Raw genomic sequence first — 19,958 nt, forward strand, 5'->3', positions numbered from 1 at the left:
TGGGCTGTGTAATTAATTGTCTGATTCGGACTCTGTTACCTGAAAGGCAAAATTGGCCGTAGCAACGTGCCGATGAGTATCATAGGCATAAGCGAAGAGCCGATAGGAGCCTGGCTGCCGGGGTAAATTGAAGGTAATCGATGCTCCTGATGTTTCCTGGATCAGTCCTTTCAGTGCAGGTAATGGTGTACCGACATAGTCGGCGGAATGTTGGGCGCGACGTTTTATTTCCCAATGATACGTTAGCGAATCGCGCTCAGGATCGGTGGTTACCAACTGCGCCCGGTGAAATGAAGGCGAACCAGTAAACGATTTGTGGGTAATATTCTGACCATCAATCAACAACGATTGTACGACCGGAGCCTGATTGGCAGGCTTTTTTCCTGTCCAGAGCAATTGTACCAGATCGACCAGTGGAGAAGATCGTCCCTGCTCATCGAAAACACTGAACCAGGTTTGAGTTTCCTCCTGTTTATAGCCCCAATAGAACAAATAAGAGCCCAGACAATTTGGGGGTCGTGAACCGATGTAGTTGCGATATATCTGCGTCACATATTGATCTTTCTGGAGACTCGTAGGCTCAATGGGGGCCTCCCAGGGTGTAGTTGGGGTTTCCCAATAAGCCTGTGCACCATATTCGGAGATTAGATAGGGTTTATCCCATCCTCCTTTTTTGAAAATCTCCCCTAGCTTCTCGGTCAGTTTATAGGAATTGACAGCCAGAATATCAATAGCCGGACAACGTTGACGGACTAGCCAGACGGCACGTTCATTATCGGGTGAGATCACCGTAGTAACCGGATGATCAGGGTCTAATTCGTGAACCAGTTTAGCAATCCGATTCACTTCATCAAACACCTTGAAATTATCGGCAGCCTGCGCCCACTCATTGCCGACGCACCACATTAATAAGGCGGGCTGTGATCGATATTTTAATACAATTTTACGAATTCGCTCATATTGCCGGTCAACCGCCGACTGATCATCGTAATCGAAACCTTCCATTTCGCGTTCCACCCACAGGCCAAATAATACGGTTAACCCTAATGTGTGGGCCTGTTTCAATATTGGGCCCGCTTCAAGATCGTCCCAGATGCGAATTGAGTTGCCTCCACAGGCTTTTAACTGATTGAGATAACTTACTCCTCCTGCTCCCTGAATGAAATAGGGTTTACCATATCGTAACAGTTGGTAGGTCTGACCATCATAACGGATGGCTGTTGGCTTTATCTCCGACGAAGCGTTCTGACGGGAAGTAGACGCATCGGAACAACTGTTGATGACAAAGCAGGCCAGGAGACAGAAAAACAATAGAAATCGTTGCATGAGAAAGCGGGCTACGCAAGTCCTTATTTCTTGACTACTAAATAATCATTGCGTCACCCAATGCATGGAGCCTAAAACGGACTCACATTAAAATGAGCTATACACCTATTGACGCTATATGATCGGCCAATGGATAGTCTTGAAAATCTTGATTAGCAGGCAGCATTAGCGGTTATTGCTCCTGGAATGGTGGTTCTGTTTTACTTTTGTTCATAACGCATTGGCCTATACGATATAGGATAAACGCTAGAAATTAATGTATACGACATGCCGAATAATAACTACATTTTGCCGTGCCTTCTATAATCTGTAAAATTAGGCCGCTAAATCAATTGGTTTAGGAAGAGTCCACTTCCCGCAATTTATCTTTTCCCTTTTACAACACTCATCGATAGCCAGAAAAGGCTGCCATCATTCGTAATGATTCGATTTATAAGGAACAAATACCGAGTTCTATCCGGTATTTATTGGCTATGTCTGCCGCTTTCCATTACTCTACCCACAAAAGCACAAACAGCTCAACCACCTGCCATTCAATGGCAACGCATACTCGGGCCCGCCTACACTACTTCAATCTTGCAAATTACCCGGGCCAGTAGCAACGGTTATGCCATCTCTTACGGTGATGTATTGAGATTATCAGAGTCAGGCAGTACACTGTGGCAAAGTTCCATTCCTCCTTCCCCTGAACTTCCATCCTACAGCAATACGCCCACTTATATAACTGCTATTCCAGATGGAGGTTTTGGTGTTCTGGTTTACAATAAATTTAGATGGTCGCTGGCACGCCTGAATGCTGATGGAGTAACTCAATGGGTGAAATCATTTGCTAACAATGAAACTGAATCTGCTTCTTTGGTACGAACCTTTACCAGCCTGATTTATACTGTTGATGGTGGTTTTCTAGCAGCTGGATATACGCAGTCGGGGCGGAACGGGACCTATTCAGAGGTTTACAAGTTTGATTCTGAAGGTAATAATACGATCTCAAAGACTGTAGGCAGTAACTATGGGAATAATCCCAGGCCTATTGCAAATGCCAAGCAAGTTATTCAAACCATAGATGGAAATTATTTGCTGGTCGGTGTCGCCAGTGATCCCGATCTAAATGAAAAGGCCTGGGTTGTTAAACTGGACCAACAACTAACTATGACATGGAGAAAGCATATTACTGGTAACAACTTTGATGATGTTATCCGTAATCCTTATGCCGATGGGTCATTCATTGTCACAGGAGCAATTAATAGTACAGGGAACCAAGCTATTACAATTGGGGAAAACGGTGATGTGATAGAAGGATTTAGTTTGTCAGGACGTGTAATTGGTACAAAATCGTTGCTTGTTGCCGGTGTCAATCCAACAAACCATACCATTATTGACGTAGTAAACGAACGCAGTGGCGATCTGCGACTGCAAAACCTAATAGGACAGAACCAAAGCTGGCTACAAAAAGTGGGTGGTTCATCGGCAGAAACAATAAAAAGTGCGGTTGCCAGTAACGATGGGGGTTATCTGCTGGTTGGCACCACCGCTTCTACCGATGGCGATGTGCAGGGGAAAACGAACACTGATCTTTCTGCCTGGATCGTTAAACTTGGCCCAGTTTGCACGGGAGAGATTTACTCGGTTCATGATGGCAACTGGAATGATCCATCAACGTGGTCGTGTGGGCAGATACCGACCAGCACCGATATCGTACACGTAAAACACGAAGTTGTGTTGCCACAAAACGTTGTGGCCGCTGCTCGTCGGATTATCTATGATCTACCCGTTCGGTTAAAATGGGAGGAAGGAGCTAGTCTCCAGTTAAGCCAATAAAAGGGATCAACTTCAAAAGTTGTGGAGCATCATGTGGAAGCTTCCTATTCGTGAATATGATTCTTTGTATTCCAGATATTCTTCTAAATCATTCAATAGATTTTGTGCTTTTCTTATTTACGGAAAGATTTTTAAATCTTGGAATAGTTAAACGCACAAGGCCGCTTCAGGAAACTGAAGCGGCCTTGTTATTGGTAATTTGCAATTGGGTGGAGAATATCGGATTTCCTCGTTTCTGTACAGTACTGCGACTCAGCCGTTTAGCCGAATAATCCTTACTTTTTGTATGGTTTACCAACTGCCTCACTTATGATAGTGCCATAGCCAGTTGAGCCGCGTTCGGAAAAAAACGTTTAGTCAGTTCTAAATAATCGCTTTGCAGCGAAATGTATTTACGCTGCCATTCAATTAGCTCTCTTTGTAGAGTTACTACATCTTCGTTACTTACATCTGACTTTTTTGCAACCCTATTTGCAAACTCAATCGCTTCTCCACTGAAAAAATCATCCAGTGAAAAGCCAAATGATTCAGAATAAGGTTTTAATACTTTTCGTGTAAGTCTCTCACTCTTAAAGTGTTTCTCTATCGCTGCTCTAGTCAGCCCAAATAACTCCGCTAACTGACTGATATTGTAGCCTTTAGTCTTAGTTATTGATTTTAGTTTCTCTCCGTGATGTTCCATATCAAAATTTTTTGCGGAAAAAGTTTGCATTATGGTAGCATATTTATGTAACGTTGCGAACGTTTTGGCGTACTTATTACACGTTTGAACGTAAAACTAATGCAAAGTTTAACCAATCCCCCAACTTTTTACTATGAGCAAAGGAGAAAAATCCCACTCTAAATCATTAAATGTTCTTGGTATTGCTTACAAAGACGCTACAATAGCCAACCAGCTACGGTTCAAGGCTGAGCTGTTAGATGCGGGTGAACGAGACAAGACAAATTATTGGAGGGCCTTCCGCGATGTATGGCAGTACTCCGAATACATTGGTAAAGCTCCCTTTATGATTGTCGTCATTGCCGACGAAGTGCTTGACTATGAGAATCAACCTATCTCCGATGCAGCCCTATGAAAAAATACCGTTTTCACTACCGCACTTTAGGGCGCGGAATTAAAGGCGTGGTCAATGTTAACGCTGAGAATTTCGCCGATGCGACCCGCCTGTTTTTTGAGTCTACGAAGCGCAAAAGCTTTCGGACTTTTTATGTGGAGTTCCCCTAAATCCGTTTGACTCAATCCCAATGAGCAAAGCTGCTGATAAACCCATAAAATTTTTACTCATTATGAACTACCTGGAAAACAAGTATGACTTTCGATTTAACACCGTTTCGATTGACCTGGAATACAAACCCAAACAGGAAACCGATTGGAAAACCCTCAACCCTGCCGATTTAGAAGTAGAGCTGCTGCGTGAAGGCTTTACGGGCTTTGATAAGCAGTTAGCCGCTCTATTGAAATCGTCATTTGTGCCCCGCTTTGATCCCATTCTTGAATACTTTGAGAGTTTGCCGCCCTGGGATAATAAAACGGATTACATCGGTATTCTGGCTAATTATGTACGCACAACGGATCAGGAATTTTACCTCCGACAGTTCAAAAAAATGCTGGTGCGCATGGTGGCGCAAGGGCTTAATGCCATCGCCTTTAATAAGCATTGCTTTACCTTTTATTCCAATCAGAATGACGGCAAAACCTACTTTTTTGAGAACCTGTTGCAAGGCACCGGCCTAGCCGAATATTCTAAAAAGAATATTGAGTTTGAGGGCAAAGATTCGAAGCGATCCTTAGCCGAAAACTTTATGATTAACCTTGATGAATTGGCCGGATTAAGCAAACAGGATGTCAACCGGGCGAAGGCGTTTTTCTCCGAGTCACAAATCAAGTTGCGGCTTCCCTACGACAAAAAGGATTCAATTATGTCACGCCGGGCGTCGTTCGTTGGCTCGACCAACCAGCGCGAATTTCTGGTCGATGAAACGGGAAACGTGCGCTGGATCGTCTTCGAAGTGCTCTCCATCAATCACGACAACGGGGGGCCGAACGGCTATCGAGCCGTTGACATCAACAAAGTCTGGGCGCAAGCCTATTTTCTGTTTCAGAACGATTACCCGGTTCAACTCGACAAAGATGAGATTGCCCACAGCGAGAACAACAATGCCCGTTATGGCCGCGATAGTGTCGAATACCAGATGTTGCTGCAATACTTCACGCCGGTAGCCAAAGAGCAGGGCGGCACGTTCTACCAGCCCTACAAGCTGGTGGAGCGGCTAACCCAACTGGCCAGCAATACCGTCCGGTTAACGAGTGAGAATATGGGCCGGGCGTTAAAGAAAATGGGCGTCGAAAAGGCACAGACCCGAATAGGACAATTACCAGTTTGGGGCTACTACCTGAGTGAGAACCTGTTGAACGTTGCCGACCAGCCGGTAGGCACGCCGGATAACCCGTTTTAAAAAAAAACTTTTTTTCCTAAAACAACCTACTACACTTACTACATACTACCTACCACTCAGACTATCAGTCTATTATATGTAGTAACTCTGTTAGAATTAACCTACTACAAACTTACTACTACTTACTACAAAACGGCGATTTTTAGGTAGGATGTAGTAAGTAGGGTTTTTGAGGAACGGGGTTGTAAGGGGCGGTAAACCAGTGAGTTAACGCCGATTGTAGTAGGTAGTAGGATGTAGTACCCTACTTTTTGAAAATTAATTTTTTTTTCATTCACTCGCTTTTATTTTGGCGGCTCTGGTAATTGTATTTTGCCGCCAAAATAAAAGCGTTAATCACCTAAGAAATGATTGACGCTACCACCATCGAAACGGTAAAAAACATACCCATTACTGCCTATCTACAAAGCAAAGGAGTCTTACCTGCTCATAAATTACAAAAGGGCCGTAACCAATATGCCTATTGCTCTCCTTTATCGGGCGAACGAACACCCAGTTTTTTTGTCAACGAGATTGCCAACGTGTTTTATGATTACAGTACGGGCCAAAAGGGAGACGTTATCCGGTTGGTTCAACAGTTGGAGAAGATTGCCTTTATTGATGCGGTAAAGCGATTACAAGCCTTTACGGGCACCTTCGATACAGAGGAACTAGCCAGCTATCAGATTTCTTCCGAAACGGACGTGGATACCACGTTTCGCATCACGGCCAATCGAACCCTGCAACACCCTAAATTAATTGAGTATGTAGAACAGCAACGGGGCATCCCGTTTGCCTATGCTCAGAGTTGGGTCCGGCAAATTCATTATACCCGAAAAGGTAGCCGCTATTTTGGGATCGGATTTCGTACTGATTCAGGAAGCTGGGCAATTCGAAATGAGAAATTTAAAACGTGGATTGGTGGTAGTGATATTACCACGATCCCGGTTGCTGAGAGTCGATCCTATTATGTTTTTGAGGGTTTCTTTAATTTCCTTTCTGCCCTTACCTACTACGGGAAACAGTTGCCAAGCAGCCATACTATTGTTTTAAATTCAGTCACGAATCTAAAACAGGCATTACCCACTCTGGAAAAGGCCCAAACGGTTTTCTGCTATTTGGATAATGACCGTGCGGGACAAAACGCCCTATCGGCTATCGAAGCAACGGGGGTAATGGTTGTCGATCGGTCTACCATCTATCGGGGCTACAACGATTTCAACGACTTTCTCAAAGCACGTTAACACAACCGGATAGGCTTACCGTAGGCTTTAGAGGGGCTTTTGACTGGCTTTCAGGAAAAATACGGTAGGCTTTCGGCTGGCATTTCTCACCTATAAATCAAACAAACGATGCTAACACCCACCTTTAACACGACCCCAAAACGCTTTATGATTCGGGCGCTTCACGACCCTGATGATTGTGGGATCATCAAAGCCAAGTCGGTCGAAGATGCCATCAATAAAACCCTCAAGGTAATGCACCAAATCGCCCGACGCGAAAATAAAATCTTGGTGCCCTTTGAGGTCATTGAGCTAGGTAACGATTAGATTTGATCAGACTACTGGCAGCAAATAGAATTAAGCTTCTATTATGTAAACAACAAGCCCGGCCAACGTTGGCCGGGCTTGTTGTTGTCAGTTGGTATTTTCAGGATTAGCCAGTCAAGGGGCTTTCTCAGGTATCCAGAAATTACCAATCAACTTCCAGCGGGAATTTTCTTTCTCTAAATAGCCCGCTTTATGAGAAGTGCTTACGGTTCCATCTGGTTTAGTATAGGTTTCAATGTAGGTTACAAACGCGACATTACCCACAATTCGGTAGCGATAAGCCTTTGTCGTCAGTTTATCTGGGCTTTTCTGGGCGTTGGCAAACTCTTTTCGGTAAGCAGCCGCTACCGCATCATAGCCCCGTTGGTAACCTGGCTCGCTAAAAGCAGTAGCCACGTAGGGAGAGTGAGCGTAGTAGCTCACCGCTTTTTCAACATCGGCATCCAAACAGGCTAATGAATGGCCTTCCAAAACGGCTCGAATAGCAAGTTCATCCGTTTTTCGCTGGGCAAACCCTGTAGCTAAAAGGGTTATGCAAAAAGTAAAAAGTAAAAATAGCTTTTTCATCGTGTTCGGGTATAGAGTATAAGTGCAGAGCTATTTCTTAATCGCATCCAATTTTATATGAGTGCCTATCTGTAAACAAGACTACGTAAGTATAAACGTTTCTTTTCGAAAGACATAGCCTTATCTCACGGTTCCCCCAGATGGTCAAAGACGATTTGAACCAGCCGGGGCGGGAACTTCTGTTTTTGGCCTTTCTTCCAGCCGATTTGCTCCTCGATCTCCTCAATCCACTTCTCAAAAATGGGCATCGTGACCCCATAAGCCAGCAAAAAATCGGCTTTGCTGTAGACGCCTAGTTTCGCCGTTTTCATTCGTTTCCCTCGGTTATCCTGCGTTTTCCCCGGTTTTCCTCAGTTATCCTTCGTTAAAGGTAGTAAACCTAAATCCATACTAAAAGTCATACTATTCTTGCACAGTCAACGAAGCAAATGCGCTTTCAAACCAAACTGGCAAGTCGATGTAATGGCTGATCTGAACACTACCTATAACGGCGTCCTGGAATACTTTGACCCCAAAGCCGATAGCGGTATTCCCAATCCGAGTACCTGGAACTGGTTTGGATTTGGCGGCAGTAATTTCTGGCTGGACGAAACCGCGTTCTGGCCCGAACTCAATGCCATCAACAACCAGTCAGGGTCTACGCTCAACGCGGTCAAAATTCCTTATCGGGGCACATCAGCCGCCGACCGGCTGGCCTGGGTCAATGAACGGATCAACGCCATTAATGAACGGGTCAAATTCATTAAAGGGCGTACCGACCAGTTGCTGACCAAGCTTCAGGGGCAATCGACCGATAGTTTCAATGCCCTGACGAAAGTGGTCACGTCGGCCCTGTCGCTGGTTCCGGTGGTGGGCACTGCTGTCACGTTTGTGCAGGCGCAAGCCACGTCGGCCCAAACCCTGGAACAGTATAAGGTTCAGTCCCTGATTCAGGACTATGCCAATGATCTCAAAGAACTGGCTACCATCCGCACGCAACTGCTTAAAGAGTTGGTGGTAGCCGATCCAGACCCGACACCACCCGACCCGAAGGAACCCATCCAAAAAGCGCCAACGACCATACCAACCTGGTATTACTACGTCGGGGCGGGGTTACTGCTCCTGCTTTTACTGGCGTTACGAAACCAACAACGGCGATGAAGAAAGGATTTATCATTCTGGTTATTGTGCTCATCATTGCCTTGTACATTCTCAACAAGGTCAGCACCGCCCGGCAGTTAGAATTTACCGTGGGCTTGCCCCAACACGTTAGTTTACAGGGCGGTAACATTTCGTTCGATCTGCCCCTTAAAGCGCAAAACGTTAGTTCCGGCTCGATCAATGTCAAGTCGGCGGACTTCGACGTGATGAGTGCGGGTAAGTTCTTAGGTAAAGCCCTGATCACCAGTCCGCAGACGATCACCCCCAACGGGGCTACGGTCCTGATTGTCAAGGTCAACATTTCCTATTTCGACCTCTTGACGGCGGCAGGCTCGATTATCAACCAGTTCAAGGGGGGCAAAGTGGGCTTGCTGATTGATGGGCTAATCTACGCCGAAGGTTTCCAGGTGCCGCTTAAACAGTCCTTTGACGTAGACCTTCCTAAATTTTAAGCCGATGGACGAGAACCCCTATGACGATTACAGCCCTTACGACGAGTGGAGCGTCTATTATGACCCCCAGGCGTATGCAGCCGCTAATTTCGATTTCAGCGCCTTAGACTATGCTTCGCCTAGTGATGCCAAGCTAACCGCTGATGTAACCGACGCCAAAGCCACCGCCGAAGCGAAGGGTAATGATAAGTTTGCCAACACGCTGGATTTTATCTTGAAGTATGGCGATAAGGCGCTGTCGATCCTGACCAAAAACGGGATTCTGTCCAATAAGAATATTGTCGCGGCTTATCCTTCCTATGCGAGTTTGTTGGGTACCGGCACCGCTGGCACGACCAACAACGGCACGCCAACCGACACCACCAGCAATGCGCCTGATCCCGGCAACCGCGTCTTTAACATCGACTTTTCCGACCCCAAAGTACTGATGATTACCTTTTTGGTCCTGCTGATTTTGTTCTACTTCCTCTTTTTTAACAACTCCAAAAATGGCAAGCGTTAGAATCGCCCAAATCGGGCAAACTGCCGTCAATCAACCCTTCTTTGAAGTGGTGGTCAATGGCAAAAAATACGCCTTTGGCGTCAATCAGGTCGGGCGGGTGGTGTTCCGTTCTCCGGCTTACCTCAAACAATTGGGCATTTATTCGGCGGTGGCGATGGGCTTTGAAGCATCGCCCGAAAACGTAAAAATTCCGCTTCGACTGGCCAGCGATTATAGCACCATTCGCGACCACCGATTTCCGGCCTTTGCTCTGGGTTCAGGCTTGGCTTTTGTGGATGCCTGGTCGAATTCAGTCGGCTGGAAAGCCATTTATCCGGTCATTTTCCAGTCGTTTAACGAGTAACCTTTTCTCTTTTTTTAACCAATAAATTCGAATCCAATGGCATTGCAACAAGTAGGTTATTTAGGTAAAGCCGGGCCGGTTTTTGTCGATCAAACCTCGGACGGTAAGTATGTGGTGATCGTCGGTCAGGTGTTTGCCGATGGGACAATGATGTTGAAGGCAAAGCCAGCCGCCTATGCTGACAATCTGCGCAACAGCACGGCAGGCCCCAACTACATTTTCCCCTATTCATCGGCTCAATGTTCACTTGGTCCCTACTCGGAGAACCAAACCATTAGTGTGGCCCCCGCCTATCTGCAACCGGCAACGGGTCCGGCTTTCGACTACTATTTGAATAAAGCCTCGGACTGGGTTACGGCTACATCAACGGCAGGAAACAGTGTTTCCAATGAAACGGGGGGAGCCACCACGTCAACCAACACGTCCAGCAGTGGCGGCACGACGACCAGTACCGGCTCGACCAGTTCGGGCGGTGGCACCGTAACCACTACCTCAAATGGTGGCACGGTGACGACCACCGACACGACGTATAAAGCGCCGACCATTGGCGAGCAGATCAGTACGTTCCTGTCGAACTACTGGTGGTTGGTGCTGCTGGTTCTGGTTGCCCTGCTGTGGAAACCGCTGATTGCACCCGCCCTCGGACTCAGCAAAAAACGGCGCTCGTATCGGTAGTATCCGGCATCGCTAACAGGCCCGGTACTACCCGAATAGGCCGGGCCGCTTTCCTCTTTTTTAACCCTAACTCATTCGGTCCAACATGGCAAAAATGAAGCGTTACCCGAAGGCTCCCAAAGCCGGGGCCAGCCTGAAAACCTTGCAGAACTACGAACAGCGCTGCAAGAAAGTAAAGGCCTTTAATGATACCATCAAGCGCGAACAGATGCAGCGCAAGCAAGTCCGGGAACGGGTTGCTAAAATGAAAAAATAACAGTGTCCCGGCTGACCGAATCCCCGCTCGTTGGGCGTTGGCCGGGCCTGTTTAAACCCCTCTGGCATGGATACTGTAGAACAGGCGGTGGATTATCTCCACCACAACAAGACGCCCTTTTGGTGGATTCGATCCGGCAACAATAAGATTGGCGATAACACCGATGAAGCCGATCTAAACGCCAGCGTGGAGCAGTTCCGCAAAACGGTTCAATTTCTGCCACCGGGTCAGTACAAGCTCGAATGTTCGCGCAATCCTAAAGACCGTTCCGGTTCCTATCTGTTCCCGTTCACTAAAGGCACCAGTGCCCAAACCTCCAACCCCATGCAGGCAGCTCCTTCGACCAATGTGTACGGCATTTCGGACGCGGTGGTGCTCAAGATTCAGGAAGAAACCCGGCAACGGATCTTGCTCGAACAGATGCACGGCGATTTCATGGCCTTCATTAAGGACTGGCCCGAATACCGCAAGAAAATCGACGCCCTGCACAATTACATGAAGGACGACGATGACGACGGTACGCCGGACTTTTTGGAGATGACCCGAAAGGCATCAGATACCGTGCAGGCCGCTAGTGAAATGAAAAAAGTGTTTTCGGGTGGGTCGGGTTTCCGGCTCTGATCCCCTTTCCCCTGGCAACCCCTAACCCCTTACCCCATCATGGCCAAGACTAAAGAACTTTCTGTGAGTACTGAATCAACTGACGTACAGGTCATTGATAAAGACTATGTGCAGTTTCAATTAGCCCGGCTCTTTAACGCCCTGGCTGATGCGACCGACGATCCGGCCATCGCTACTGACATCATTGAGAAAATTGCGGACGGCATCAAAGCTGATCCGGCTTTCTCCAAGCAGATCCTGACGCCGGAAAACATCGCCAAAGCCTACGAACTAAAGGCCAAAGCCGATAAAGGCACCATCAAACTGACCGATGTGGAGCAGGCGTTTCCCCGGCTGGCGCAACAGATTCCGTTCTGGTCCCTGCTGAAATCCTTCAAGTTTTAACCCCTTACTCTCATGAGCGACAAGCTGAAAGAGTTAAACGACGGCGGCTACAACAACATCCTGCTGATGGTGTTGGCCCTGGTGGGCGTATATCTGCTGATTTCGGGATTTGGTAAATCCAAACAGCAAACCTACCTCGATACGGCAGGCACCGACCTCAATACCCAACAGGCGCAGGCGTTGCGGGATGCCATGAACCGTTCGGGTGTGAAGCTGCTGATGAGCGTCGACGGCACGGATGTAGACCTGATCATGCAGACCGCCCAACAAATCCGGGATTATTCCAAAGTGTCGGACAGTTACCGGGTGCTGTACAGTTCCGAGTTAACCACTGATTTGCAATCGGAACTCAGTCGAACCGACCTGCAAAACTTCTGGAACATCGTCTACAAAACGACGCCCACCAGTAACCCGGCCACCAACCCAACGGCGAACGTGGGCCGCAAAGTCACGGCCAATCAGACCGTTAATATTCGGGTCGATAAAGCCCCGTACGGCACGGTTCGGCAGGCGCAAAAGGGTGAATTGTTAGGGACGTATACGAGTGAGCGTGTGCTGCCTGATATTCCCAATAAGGGGGATACCAACCTGTTTGTCAAGTACGATCAGCCCGTAACGGTTCCGTTTGTGGGCACCCTGTATAGCGTTCCGTATTGGGTGCTCAAAAGCGCCGTAAACCTGTCTTAACATGGCGCTCGCTTACGAAACCTCCGTACCAGCCGCTTACCGAACCGCTTTTCTCAACAAGGTCATAACCATCTGCAACCGGCTCGGCATCGATCCCAACTGGTTAATGATCGTCATGCGCTTTGAGAGTGCTAACACATTCTCACCCTCCGTGAAGAATCCCAACAGTGAAGCCTACGGCTTGATTCAGTTTACCGCCGTGGGCATCAGTGGCTTAGGCGTTACCCTCGATCAACTACGGGCGATGGACGCCGTGTCCCAACTGGATTGGGTCGAAAAATATCTGAACCCCTATCGGGGCAAAATGACCGATTTGTACGGGGTCTATCTGGCCGTGTTTGCTCCGGCCTACATCGGTCGGCCTGACGCGCAAAAAGTCTACGTATCGCCTTCGAAACAGTACACCGCCAATAAACCGCTGGATACGAATAATGACGGCGTGATTACGGTGGGCGAAATCAAGCAGGTCATTAGCCGCTACATCCCGGCTGGCTATAGTGCTGGCAGTATCACCACCGACCAAAAGGTCTTACCCATTGCCGCCATAGCGGTCATCATCGTCCTCTTTTTTACCCTTAAACGCGCCTAAATCAATGGCTAAAACCTTCACCCCCATCACCCAGGCGGGACCCATTCAGGCTCCCGTGACGGCTAAAACCACGCTGATTAACAGCTCATCGGCCAACCTGTTTGTGACCTCCGACGAGTTAGACGACGCCATGAGCGAGCTATCGATCAGCGATAAAAACGCGGTCCTCAATGCCTTGTATGCCGTCAAACCGGGCGGTTCGCTGGCGCTGTCGGCAGGCACTTACAATCTGTCGTTTGCCAACAAATACGCCCAATCGGCGGTGCTACTGGTCGACATCAAAGCCTAACCCTTTTTAACCCATTCGCTATGTTTTCTTCCTTAATTCGACACAGCATCTTTCGGGCCATTGCCCTGGGCCCCGTATCGGTTCAGGTCACCATCGAAGCCGATGAAGCCTATCTATTCGTCCTCAAACCAGGGGTAACCATCTACGTGGGGCGGCAACGGGAACACGCCTTAGGGCCGCTCATTGAAAAACAAGTGCCCTGGGGGTCCTACCAGATTCAAACGAGTGCCAGTATTACCCATGAGATGGGCTTTGTCAGTCTCCACGCCCGGCCCAATGCCGATGGGTCGATGGTGGTTCATCCGTCTACCGCGTCGCAAATCTATCCCTTAGCCGCCGTGCCGATGATGCCGGGAGTTGGCGTTCGGGATACGGTCATGTTGACCTACGGGGGCGATGAAGGGGAAGTCGAATATGTGCTGATTGAAGAAGTCCACTACGTACCGGCTGACGCCATCGGCATTTAGTCACCCGACCGGCCACTGAAGGCCACTTTGTAGGGAGCCGGGCCGGGTTGTGTTCGGCTCCCTTTTTTCGTCTCACCCCTTCCTCTTTTTCTATCGTATGAACTCATTTTTAGGGGTACTGCTCCTGGCAGCATCGGTCTTTTTTTGTGCCGATGCCAAGCCGCCCACGCGCAAACCACAAGCCCTGATCTACTCCGAGTTAGTACCCGCCGATTACCGGGCTTCGTTCGTCTCGGAGGTTACTGGTATCGCCGGACGGCTGGCCGTCAAACCCGAATGGCTGATGGTGGTCATGCGCTTTGAGACGGCAGGCACGTTTCGGGCCAATGTAAAAAATCCCTATTCCGGCTCGGTCGGCTTGATTCAGTTCATTCCGTCAACGGCCTACCGATTAGGCACGACGCCGGGCAAGCTGGCGGCTATGAATCCGGTTGAGCAACTGGCTTATGTCGAACGCTACTACCAACCCTATAAAGGCCGGGTGCATGACGTGTACGACGCTTATTTAGTGGTGTTTGCGCCTGCCTTTCTGGGTCATCCTGATCCCCAAATCTTATACCGTGCGGACGGCAGAACCGCCCTCGACCGACGACGTTACCGACTCAATCGGGTACTCGACGGCAATCGTGACGGGCTGATTACCATTCGCGACGTGAAGCAACAGATTGCCCGGTTCGTTCCGGCTGGCACCTACTAACCCTTTTTGACTCATGGCAACCTTAGACGATTTAAATACGCAGGCGGCACAGCTTGAAGCACAACTGGCTCAGATTGAGACCGATAAACGGCAAGCCGCCGAACAGGAACGGGCCGAAAAACTAGGTTTGATTACAGTCTACGAAAACGAAGCGCAGGGCTACCGCAACCAGGCCGAAAAAGCCCAAACCGATGACGACAAACAACGCTTATATCGCTTTGCCGCTCAAGCTGACAACCACGCCAACGAGTTACGCAAGGAGCTAGGGTTGGTCTCGGACGAACAGTTGCAGGCATCGAATGAAGAACAGATCGAAGCCCAACACCACCAGGTGAAACGGCGGATCAACCGGCTGTTTCTCCAATCGGCGTTTGCCCTGGCTGGTTTCTTTCTGACCGACTTCACCAGCGCCCGGTTAGAGATGGGGTTTATGTCCTTCGTACTCAAATCCGTGGGGTCCATTTGCTGGACACTATCGGTAGCGCTAGGCGGTTGCTGGCTGGCCTGTATTACCGTCTTCGGCTTCGTGTCGGCCTATGGCTACAGTCGCTTGCCGACCGATTTTAAGAGCCTGACGCCGGGCGTTCGGCTGGCGATCCTGGCCGGATTGCTGGCCGCTTTTCTCCACTTCTTATCCAGCATCGTGCCCCATGCCAACTAAGCTCACTATTCAGGAACCCTTTTTAAACGCTGTTTATCAGCGCGATAACGCCGGGTTCGCCTATATCCCGGTTTCAGGAACGGTAACGCCGGGCATCGATAACGTGACAGCATCGTTTAGCCCGGTCAATGTTGGAGCCACGCAGACGCTGGATTATGCGATTCCGTTCGTGCAGACACTACCCGTCGATAAGGATGGGCATTTTGCCGGAACGGTTCGTTTGCCGGGCGGCTGGTATTCGCTAACCGTATCGGCAGGCGAAACGATAATCTTACGGAACCGGGTTGGCGCGGGTGAAGTGTTCGTTTTGTTCGGCCATAGTTTTATGCAGGGTGGGCACGATCAGAGTCACCAGCTACCGGCCAATGACGAACGGGTGATTACGTTGCTGGATAACCTGACCAGCCGTAATTATCAGTTCGGACAGTTAACCACTAAAGTAGGTCCGTTCCATGATCATCCTGACGCCTGGGGGCAACTCGGCGACCAGTTAGTCAAGCGGTTAGGCGTTCCGGTTCTGTTCTATGGGTGCGCTTATGGCGGTAGTAATATCCTGCAAGCCTATCAGCTCTTAACGGGTCAAACCCGTACCAGCCTGCCACCGGGCACCACTGACCCGGCTAGTCGTCAACCCTTGGAACCCCTAGAGGATGTGTTTATCAACTACATTCCCAAAACGGGCGTTCGGGCGATTTTAGTGGAACATGGCTACAATGACCGGGGCACATCGACGGCGGCATTTTTGGAGCAATTCCGGTATGTGTTCGATCACATCCGCAGTACGTACCAAAAGCCGGAATTAGCCTTGGTAGTGGTGCAGGAAGAACTCCAACCGGTTCCCCATTGTCTGTATGACATTCCGACCGCGCAGGGCTTGCAGCAATTGATTGGCAGCTATCCCCATACGTGGAAAGGACCGGATTTTAACGAACCATTTTGGCCGGACTACCACACCAGTAGTGGGCAGGATCATTTGTTTGGCGCGGCTATCGACCACTTTGCCAGTGATTGGAGTAATAGCCTGTCAACCGTCTTTTTTCAGAATAGTACACCCTACTTAGGATTGGGGACGGTCGATGTGTTTCCACTGGTTTTATACAACGCGCCAGACACCCGACTAGCCGCTATTGATTGGGTCTTAATCCTGCTGGCGGGGCTGGTGCTGGTGGGCCTGTTTGTCAGGCAATCCAAAAAGTTAATGTGGGCCTTTCTGCTCCTGGGTTTAATCGCCTTAGGCCGCGTAACGGGCAAAGTCTAACCGTGATGACGAGTCAGATTAAGCCGGGCAGATTGACCCGGCTTAATTTTTTACCCAAATACTATTCTGTATACCAGCTCCTCGATGAGTGATATCGCCAAACATTCTTTTGTATGATCGCTGAATTAGTGAATGCCGGATACTTTCGGGAGATTACCACCGAAGGCCGCAAAACGCTGGTGCTCAAATCGCCGGTTTCGGTCGTCATCAAAGCGGCTGTATTGAAACAGCTACAGGCGGCTTATCCCCTGCACGAAGAAACGGGCGGCATCCTGTGGGCCTATCCAGCTAACGGGTCGTTAGTGATTACGCGCTTTACGATCTTACCCAACCAGCTAACCGGCAACGAACGCAAAACAGGCTATCAACCGGCTAGTTCAGCATCCGTACGAGCGAACGCCCTGGCATCAGGAGCCTTACCGATTCGGTTCCATTCGCACCCGGTCGAAATCTACGAAAACCCCTACGACCGCCAACCGCTCACGTTCTTCCAGAAAACCAGTCCAGCCGACCGGCACAACAGTTATTTGCCGCTTAGTATTGAGGGCTACACCGTTGTATTGCCTGACGCACTATTAAGCGCCAACGACCGATTAGGGCAAGACGTGCGGTTTTATCTGTACGGCGGTTTCGTCGCTCCTGACTCGCTATCGGCCTTGCTCACCTCTGAAAAGGTCTATATCTACTTTGCCATATTAGTCGTGTTGCTGGCTTACCTGTTTGGCGGGTTTCGTCGGGCTGGCTATGTATTCGGTTTGGCGGCAATCTTAAGCATTGCCGTGTTCTTGCTCGAAAAGCGGCCTACGGGCGTGAAGAATGGGGAGGGAGATTTGGTGATTGAGATTCCTTAGTTTAATTCTTAACCAAATCTTTTTAACAGTTGATCGAACTTTGTCATCAAGCACAGCAAACCGCCCGACCATTGGCCGGGCGGTTTCTATTTATTGACCCGTGAATTAGTTTGTAAAGAAGGTGACCTCCTTCTTATGGAAGAAGTCCTGAACCCTTTTTCGATTTGTCTTTAATAGACTAACCTGCTCTAAAATTCCTAAAGTCAGATCGTCTAAGGAAACATACACTCAGTTTTTCAATGGCGGTTTGATCTGATTTTACACTAAATCCACATGAATTGTACTAAATTGTGTACCGGTTTACATTTGTCTGAAAGCCCTGAAAAATGAGCATAGAGGAAAAGGCTATCAAAGCCTTTGAGTATCAACTGGAAGAGTTGGATAATGTTACTGATAGGATGAAAGGCCGTATTTGGGCGGACTTTACGGTGGGGATAATAAAAAAGTACTTGGGTGATGATTCTAATTTCTTGACGCACACAAGTGTATACTCAATATTTTACGACAAGTGGCAGTTTGATAGTGATATTAGGCTTGCTAAAGAACTGATTAGAAACTGCATTAAATATATTGAGATCAATGGGTCTCTAAACCATTTAAATCCGATACCACCCATTCCAGTTGCCGTATCTGAGTCGCCCAAAATTAACTTTCTATACCGCATCTCTGAATCCTGGGCAATTGCCTTAATTACTGCTATTGCCGGTATTTTATACGGCGCAGGCTTTTTTATTGGCGACTATACAGCCAAAAACAGGATTGACGAGGAAAGGATAAAGTTAAAGATAGAGGTACAGAAACTCCAATTAAAAAATTCAAGCCTTGTAGCGCAACTTAATAAAATTAAAAAATCTAATACTTCTATGGAAACCTCAAATTCAAAACTAATTCGGAGAGATCAATTCAAGAACTGGCCTTTCACAGTTGAGCAAGGCATACTAAAATGTGAAAATAACAAGGTTACCTTTGAGGCTAATGGTATTGTTTACGGTGTAAATGGACTTGGATCAACCTATGCCAAAAATAACGGTGGCAGGGATACAAGCGAAATATGGGCAGTCGATGAGAAGGCAACAAAGAAGCTAATCGAAGATGGTATACCTAAAGAGAACGCAACAACTTACATTAATATTAGTGAAGTGTTGGATTATGGCCTTTCGCTCTGTAAATAAACAGCATTTCTTAACAACAGTATAGCGTCGAAGCACATATTAGCTAGCGAAAAAAACCATTTATAAAGCTTTGAATGTTATAGACCCGAGAATAAGCCTGTAAAGTAATGGAGACGCTTTTAGACCATACATTATCTGCGTGGCAAGGCCATACTAAATCTTTTAAACTTATTCACGGGCCTATAATGGACCTTATGGACTTAAAATTGTTTTTTACCTGTACTTTAATACCTTTATTTCAATCGTTTACTGTTAATAAATAAAATGAAAATTTCTTTATTAGAAAGCGGCATAGATTCGCTAAAAAAAGGTTTTGCGAACATAATTTCCTATGAAAATTTACTTTTCAAAAATCCAAATGATAATAACAGATTTTTTCTTTTAAAAGATGCAATACTTTTCATTCAACATGGAATAGAAATATTGTTAAAAGATGTGCTCATAAAACACAGCGAATATTTAGTATTTAAAGAAATCGATATAACAGTAAAGAAGGCTTATAAAGAAATGCAAGCAAAAAATTTAAGCAGTGTATTTGAAACTTCTCTTAAAAAGAAAATTCATACTGTAACTTTCAGTGAAGCTATTGAAAGAATCAAAATGATCTCTAAGTATAATTTAGACGATAATTTAGAAAATAAATTTAGAGAGATTGAAACTTATCGTAATATAATTATGCACTCTGAAATACATTTAGATGAACAAGAAATTATAAAAACAATAGATGGACTTTCAGATGGGATTGATTCATTTTTTCTTAAATCATTAAAAAGTGACTATAGGACTATTAGTGGTTATAGCGCCCTAATCAATAATTTCGAAAAGTTGGGTAAAATACTTAAAGCCAAAAACTATGAACTTAAATTAAAGGCTCTTGAAACAATAATTAGTATTTGTCGGGATTTAAGTATTAGTGTTGGAGAGGGCGAAGTAAAACGGATTACTAGTATTAATATAGCAACTAAATTTTTGACAAGGTTGTTTTCTTCGGAATTGAGATTCGGAACTGATTTATATAATGGATATACATCAGGAAGTATAACTTCTTTTAAAAGGGAAGAAAAGGATTGGATTGCGTTTTATGCTGATGCAGGGCTTTCTTATAAAACCAGTTCTTGATTCATGAACTGAATCAATGTTAGGAATTTGTCGGCAAAGTCTTCTAGTTGAGCAACCATATTTTTGGGCTTTTTTCGCCCTAACAAGTTGATAACCAT

Annotated in this window: 28 protein-coding genes; 24 read left to right on the forward strand and 4 right to left on the reverse strand. The window is 47.1% G+C overall.

From position 1 onward, the window contains the following. Nucleotides 1-12 precede the first annotated feature (12 nt). Nucleotides 13-1,326: a glycoside hydrolase family 2 TIM barrel-domain containing protein gene (locus GJR95_RS22300; protein WP_162387961.1), complete on the reverse strand. Its 1,314-nt coding sequence runs from the start codon at nucleotides 1,324-1,326 to the stop codon at nucleotides 13-15. Nucleotides 1,327-1,902: 576 nt separating this feature from the next. On the opposite strand from GJR95_RS22300, the gene GJR95_RS22305 reads away from it, so the two are divergent. Continuing rightward, nucleotides 1,903-3,144 carry a hypothetical protein gene (locus GJR95_RS22305; protein WP_162387962.1) on the forward strand — a complete coding sequence of 414 codons (1,242 nt, stop codon included), beginning with the start codon at nucleotides 1,903-1,905 and terminating at the stop codon, nucleotides 3,142-3,144. A 307-nt stretch (nucleotides 3,145-3,451) separates the two neighbouring features. On the opposite strand, the gene GJR95_RS22310 is transcribed toward GJR95_RS22305, so the two are convergent. Beyond that, on the reverse strand, nucleotides 3,452-3,856 hold the full coding sequence (locus tag GJR95_RS22310) for a helix-turn-helix domain-containing protein (RefSeq protein WP_162387963.1): 405 nt from the start codon (nucleotides 3,854-3,856) through the stop codon (nucleotides 3,452-3,454). Nucleotides 3,857-3,959: 103 nt separating this feature from the next. Here GJR95_RS22310 and GJR95_RS22315 point away from each other — a divergent pair, with 103 nt between their 5' ends. The 5 genes from GJR95_RS22315 (at nucleotide 3,960) to GJR95_RS22335 (ending at nucleotide 7,130) form a co-directional block, all read left to right on the forward strand. Further along, the gene (locus tag GJR95_RS22315; RefSeq protein ID WP_162387964.1) at nucleotides 3,960-4,220 is read left to right on the forward strand and encodes a hypothetical protein; all 261 of its coding nucleotides are present in this window, start codon (nucleotides 3,960-3,962) and stop codon (nucleotides 4,218-4,220) included. Beyond that, nucleotides 4,217-4,369: a hypothetical protein gene (locus tag GJR95_RS22320; RefSeq protein WP_162387965.1), complete on the forward strand. Its 153-nt coding sequence runs from the start codon at nucleotides 4,217-4,219 to the stop codon at nucleotides 4,367-4,369. Before GJR95_RS22315 ends, GJR95_RS22320 begins: the two co-directional genes overlap by 4 nt. A gap of 20 nt (nucleotides 4,370-4,389) precedes the next feature. After that, nucleotides 4,390-5,601, forward strand: a complete 1,212-nt coding sequence (locus tag GJR95_RS22325) for a VapE domain-containing protein (protein WP_162387966.1) — start codon at nucleotides 4,390-4,392, stop codon at nucleotides 5,599-5,601. 347 nt (nucleotides 5,602-5,948) lie between these two features. Continuing rightward, nucleotides 5,949-6,824: a CHC2 zinc finger domain-containing protein gene (locus GJR95_RS22330; protein ID WP_162387967.1), complete on the forward strand. Its 876-nt coding sequence runs from the start codon at nucleotides 5,949-5,951 to the stop codon at nucleotides 6,822-6,824. 108 nt (nucleotides 6,825-6,932) lie between these two features. Beyond that, complete coding sequence (locus tag GJR95_RS22335) at nucleotides 6,933-7,130, forward strand: hypothetical protein (RefSeq protein ID WP_162387968.1); 198 nt, start codon at nucleotides 6,933-6,935, stop codon at nucleotides 7,128-7,130. Between the two features lie 114 nt (nucleotides 7,131-7,244). On the opposite strand, the gene GJR95_RS22340 is transcribed toward GJR95_RS22335, so the two are convergent. Both GJR95_RS22340 and GJR95_RS22345 read right to left on the reverse strand, forming a co-directional pair. Beyond that, nucleotides 7,245-7,697 (reverse strand): DUF4440 domain-containing protein, encoded by a 453-nt coding sequence (locus tag GJR95_RS22340; RefSeq protein ID WP_162387969.1) that lies wholly within the window; start codon nucleotides 7,695-7,697, stop codon nucleotides 7,245-7,247. Nucleotides 7,698-7,822: 125 nt separating this feature from the next. Then, nucleotides 7,823-8,008, reverse strand: coding sequence for a DUF4248 domain-containing protein (locus GJR95_RS22345; protein WP_162387970.1), 186 nt, complete (start codon nucleotides 8,006-8,008; stop codon nucleotides 7,823-7,825). A gap of 97 nt (nucleotides 8,009-8,105) precedes the next feature. Here GJR95_RS22345 and GJR95_RS22350 point away from each other — a divergent pair, with 97 nt between their 5' ends. The 18 genes from GJR95_RS22350 to GJR95_RS22435 all read left to right on the forward strand — a co-directional run bounded on the left by GJR95_RS22350 (nucleotide 8,106) and on the right by GJR95_RS22435 (nucleotide 19,860). Beyond that, the gene (locus GJR95_RS22350; protein ID WP_162387971.1) at nucleotides 8,106-8,837 is read left to right on the forward strand and encodes a hypothetical protein; all 732 of its coding nucleotides are present in this window, start codon (nucleotides 8,106-8,108) and stop codon (nucleotides 8,835-8,837) included. Continuing rightward, the gene (locus tag GJR95_RS22355; RefSeq protein ID WP_162387972.1) at nucleotides 8,834-9,289 is read left to right on the forward strand and encodes an NDR1/HIN1-like protein; all 456 of its coding nucleotides are present in this window, start codon (nucleotides 8,834-8,836) and stop codon (nucleotides 9,287-9,289) included. The genes GJR95_RS22350 and GJR95_RS22355 overlap by 4 nt, the downstream gene beginning before the upstream one ends. Nucleotides 9,290-9,293: 4 nt before the next feature. Then, on the forward strand, nucleotides 9,294-9,791 hold the full coding sequence (locus GJR95_RS22360; protein WP_162387973.1) for a hypothetical protein: 498 nt from the start codon (nucleotides 9,294-9,296) through the stop codon (nucleotides 9,789-9,791). Then, the gene (locus GJR95_RS22365) at nucleotides 9,778-10,134 is read left to right on the forward strand and encodes a hypothetical protein (protein ID WP_162387974.1); all 357 of its coding nucleotides are present in this window, start codon (nucleotides 9,778-9,780) and stop codon (nucleotides 10,132-10,134) included. The genes GJR95_RS22360 and GJR95_RS22365 overlap by 14 nt, the downstream gene beginning before the upstream one ends. A gap of 36 nt (nucleotides 10,135-10,170) precedes the next feature. After that, nucleotides 10,171-10,809, forward strand: a complete 639-nt coding sequence (locus tag GJR95_RS22370; protein ID WP_162387975.1) for a hypothetical protein — start codon at nucleotides 10,171-10,173, stop codon at nucleotides 10,807-10,809. Nucleotides 10,810-10,894: 85 nt separating this feature from the next. Beyond that, nucleotides 10,895-11,065 (forward strand): hypothetical protein, encoded by a 171-nt coding sequence (locus GJR95_RS22375; protein WP_162387976.1) that lies wholly within the window; start codon nucleotides 10,895-10,897, stop codon nucleotides 11,063-11,065. A gap of 66 nt (nucleotides 11,066-11,131) precedes the next feature. Further along, nucleotides 11,132-11,686 (forward strand): hypothetical protein, encoded by a 555-nt coding sequence (locus GJR95_RS22380; RefSeq protein WP_162387977.1) that lies wholly within the window; start codon nucleotides 11,132-11,134, stop codon nucleotides 11,684-11,686. 39 nt (nucleotides 11,687-11,725) lie between these two features. Beyond that, on the forward strand, nucleotides 11,726-12,070 hold the full coding sequence (locus GJR95_RS22385; RefSeq protein WP_162387978.1) for a hypothetical protein: 345 nt from the start codon (nucleotides 11,726-11,728) through the stop codon (nucleotides 12,068-12,070). Between the two features lie 12 nt (nucleotides 12,071-12,082). Then, nucleotides 12,083-12,757, forward strand: a complete 675-nt coding sequence (locus tag GJR95_RS22390) for an annexin (protein ID WP_162387979.1) — start codon at nucleotides 12,083-12,085, stop codon at nucleotides 12,755-12,757. Nucleotide 12,758: 1 nt separating this feature from the next. Further along, entirely contained in the window at nucleotides 12,759-13,346 is a 588-nt protein-coding gene (locus GJR95_RS22395; protein ID WP_162387980.1) for a lysozyme family protein, read from the forward strand. A 4-nt stretch (nucleotides 13,347-13,350) separates the two neighbouring features. Continuing rightward, nucleotides 13,351-13,635 (forward strand): hypothetical protein, encoded by a 285-nt coding sequence (locus GJR95_RS22400; RefSeq protein WP_162387981.1) that lies wholly within the window; start codon nucleotides 13,351-13,353, stop codon nucleotides 13,633-13,635. A gap of 20 nt (nucleotides 13,636-13,655) precedes the next feature. Then, nucleotides 13,656-14,102 (forward strand): hypothetical protein, encoded by a 447-nt coding sequence (locus GJR95_RS22405; RefSeq protein ID WP_162387982.1) that lies wholly within the window; start codon nucleotides 13,656-13,658, stop codon nucleotides 14,100-14,102. 97 nt (nucleotides 14,103-14,199) lie between these two features. After that, complete coding sequence (locus GJR95_RS22410) at nucleotides 14,200-14,799, forward strand: lysozyme family protein (protein WP_162387983.1); 600 nt, start codon at nucleotides 14,200-14,202, stop codon at nucleotides 14,797-14,799. Between the two features lie 13 nt (nucleotides 14,800-14,812). Continuing rightward, nucleotides 14,813-15,460 (forward strand): hypothetical protein, encoded by a 648-nt coding sequence (locus GJR95_RS22415; RefSeq protein WP_162387984.1) that lies wholly within the window; start codon nucleotides 14,813-14,815, stop codon nucleotides 15,458-15,460. Further along, nucleotides 15,450-16,718, forward strand: a complete 1,269-nt coding sequence (locus tag GJR95_RS22420; protein ID WP_162387985.1) for a hypothetical protein — start codon at nucleotides 15,450-15,452, stop codon at nucleotides 16,716-16,718. The genes GJR95_RS22415 and GJR95_RS22420 overlap by 11 nt, the downstream gene beginning before the upstream one ends. Nucleotides 16,719-16,831: 113 nt before the next feature. Then, on the forward strand, nucleotides 16,832-17,569 hold the full coding sequence (locus GJR95_RS22425) for a hypothetical protein (RefSeq protein WP_162387986.1): 738 nt from the start codon (nucleotides 16,832-16,834) through the stop codon (nucleotides 17,567-17,569). Nucleotides 17,570-17,895: 326 nt separating this feature from the next. Continuing rightward, nucleotides 17,896-18,741: a hypothetical protein gene (locus GJR95_RS22430; RefSeq protein WP_162387987.1), complete on the forward strand. Its 846-nt coding sequence runs from the start codon at nucleotides 17,896-17,898 to the stop codon at nucleotides 18,739-18,741. 264 nt (nucleotides 18,742-19,005) lie between these two features. Further along, nucleotides 19,006-19,860: a hypothetical protein gene (locus tag GJR95_RS22435; RefSeq protein ID WP_162387988.1), complete on the forward strand. Its 855-nt coding sequence runs from the start codon at nucleotides 19,006-19,008 to the stop codon at nucleotides 19,858-19,860. The last annotated feature ends 98 nt before the right edge of the window (nucleotides 19,861-19,958 follow it).

Origin of the sequence: Spirosoma endbachense, from assembly GCF_010233585.1 — a bacterium.
GTDB lineage: Bacteria > Bacteroidota > Bacteroidia > Cytophagales > Spirosomataceae > Spirosoma > Spirosoma endbachense.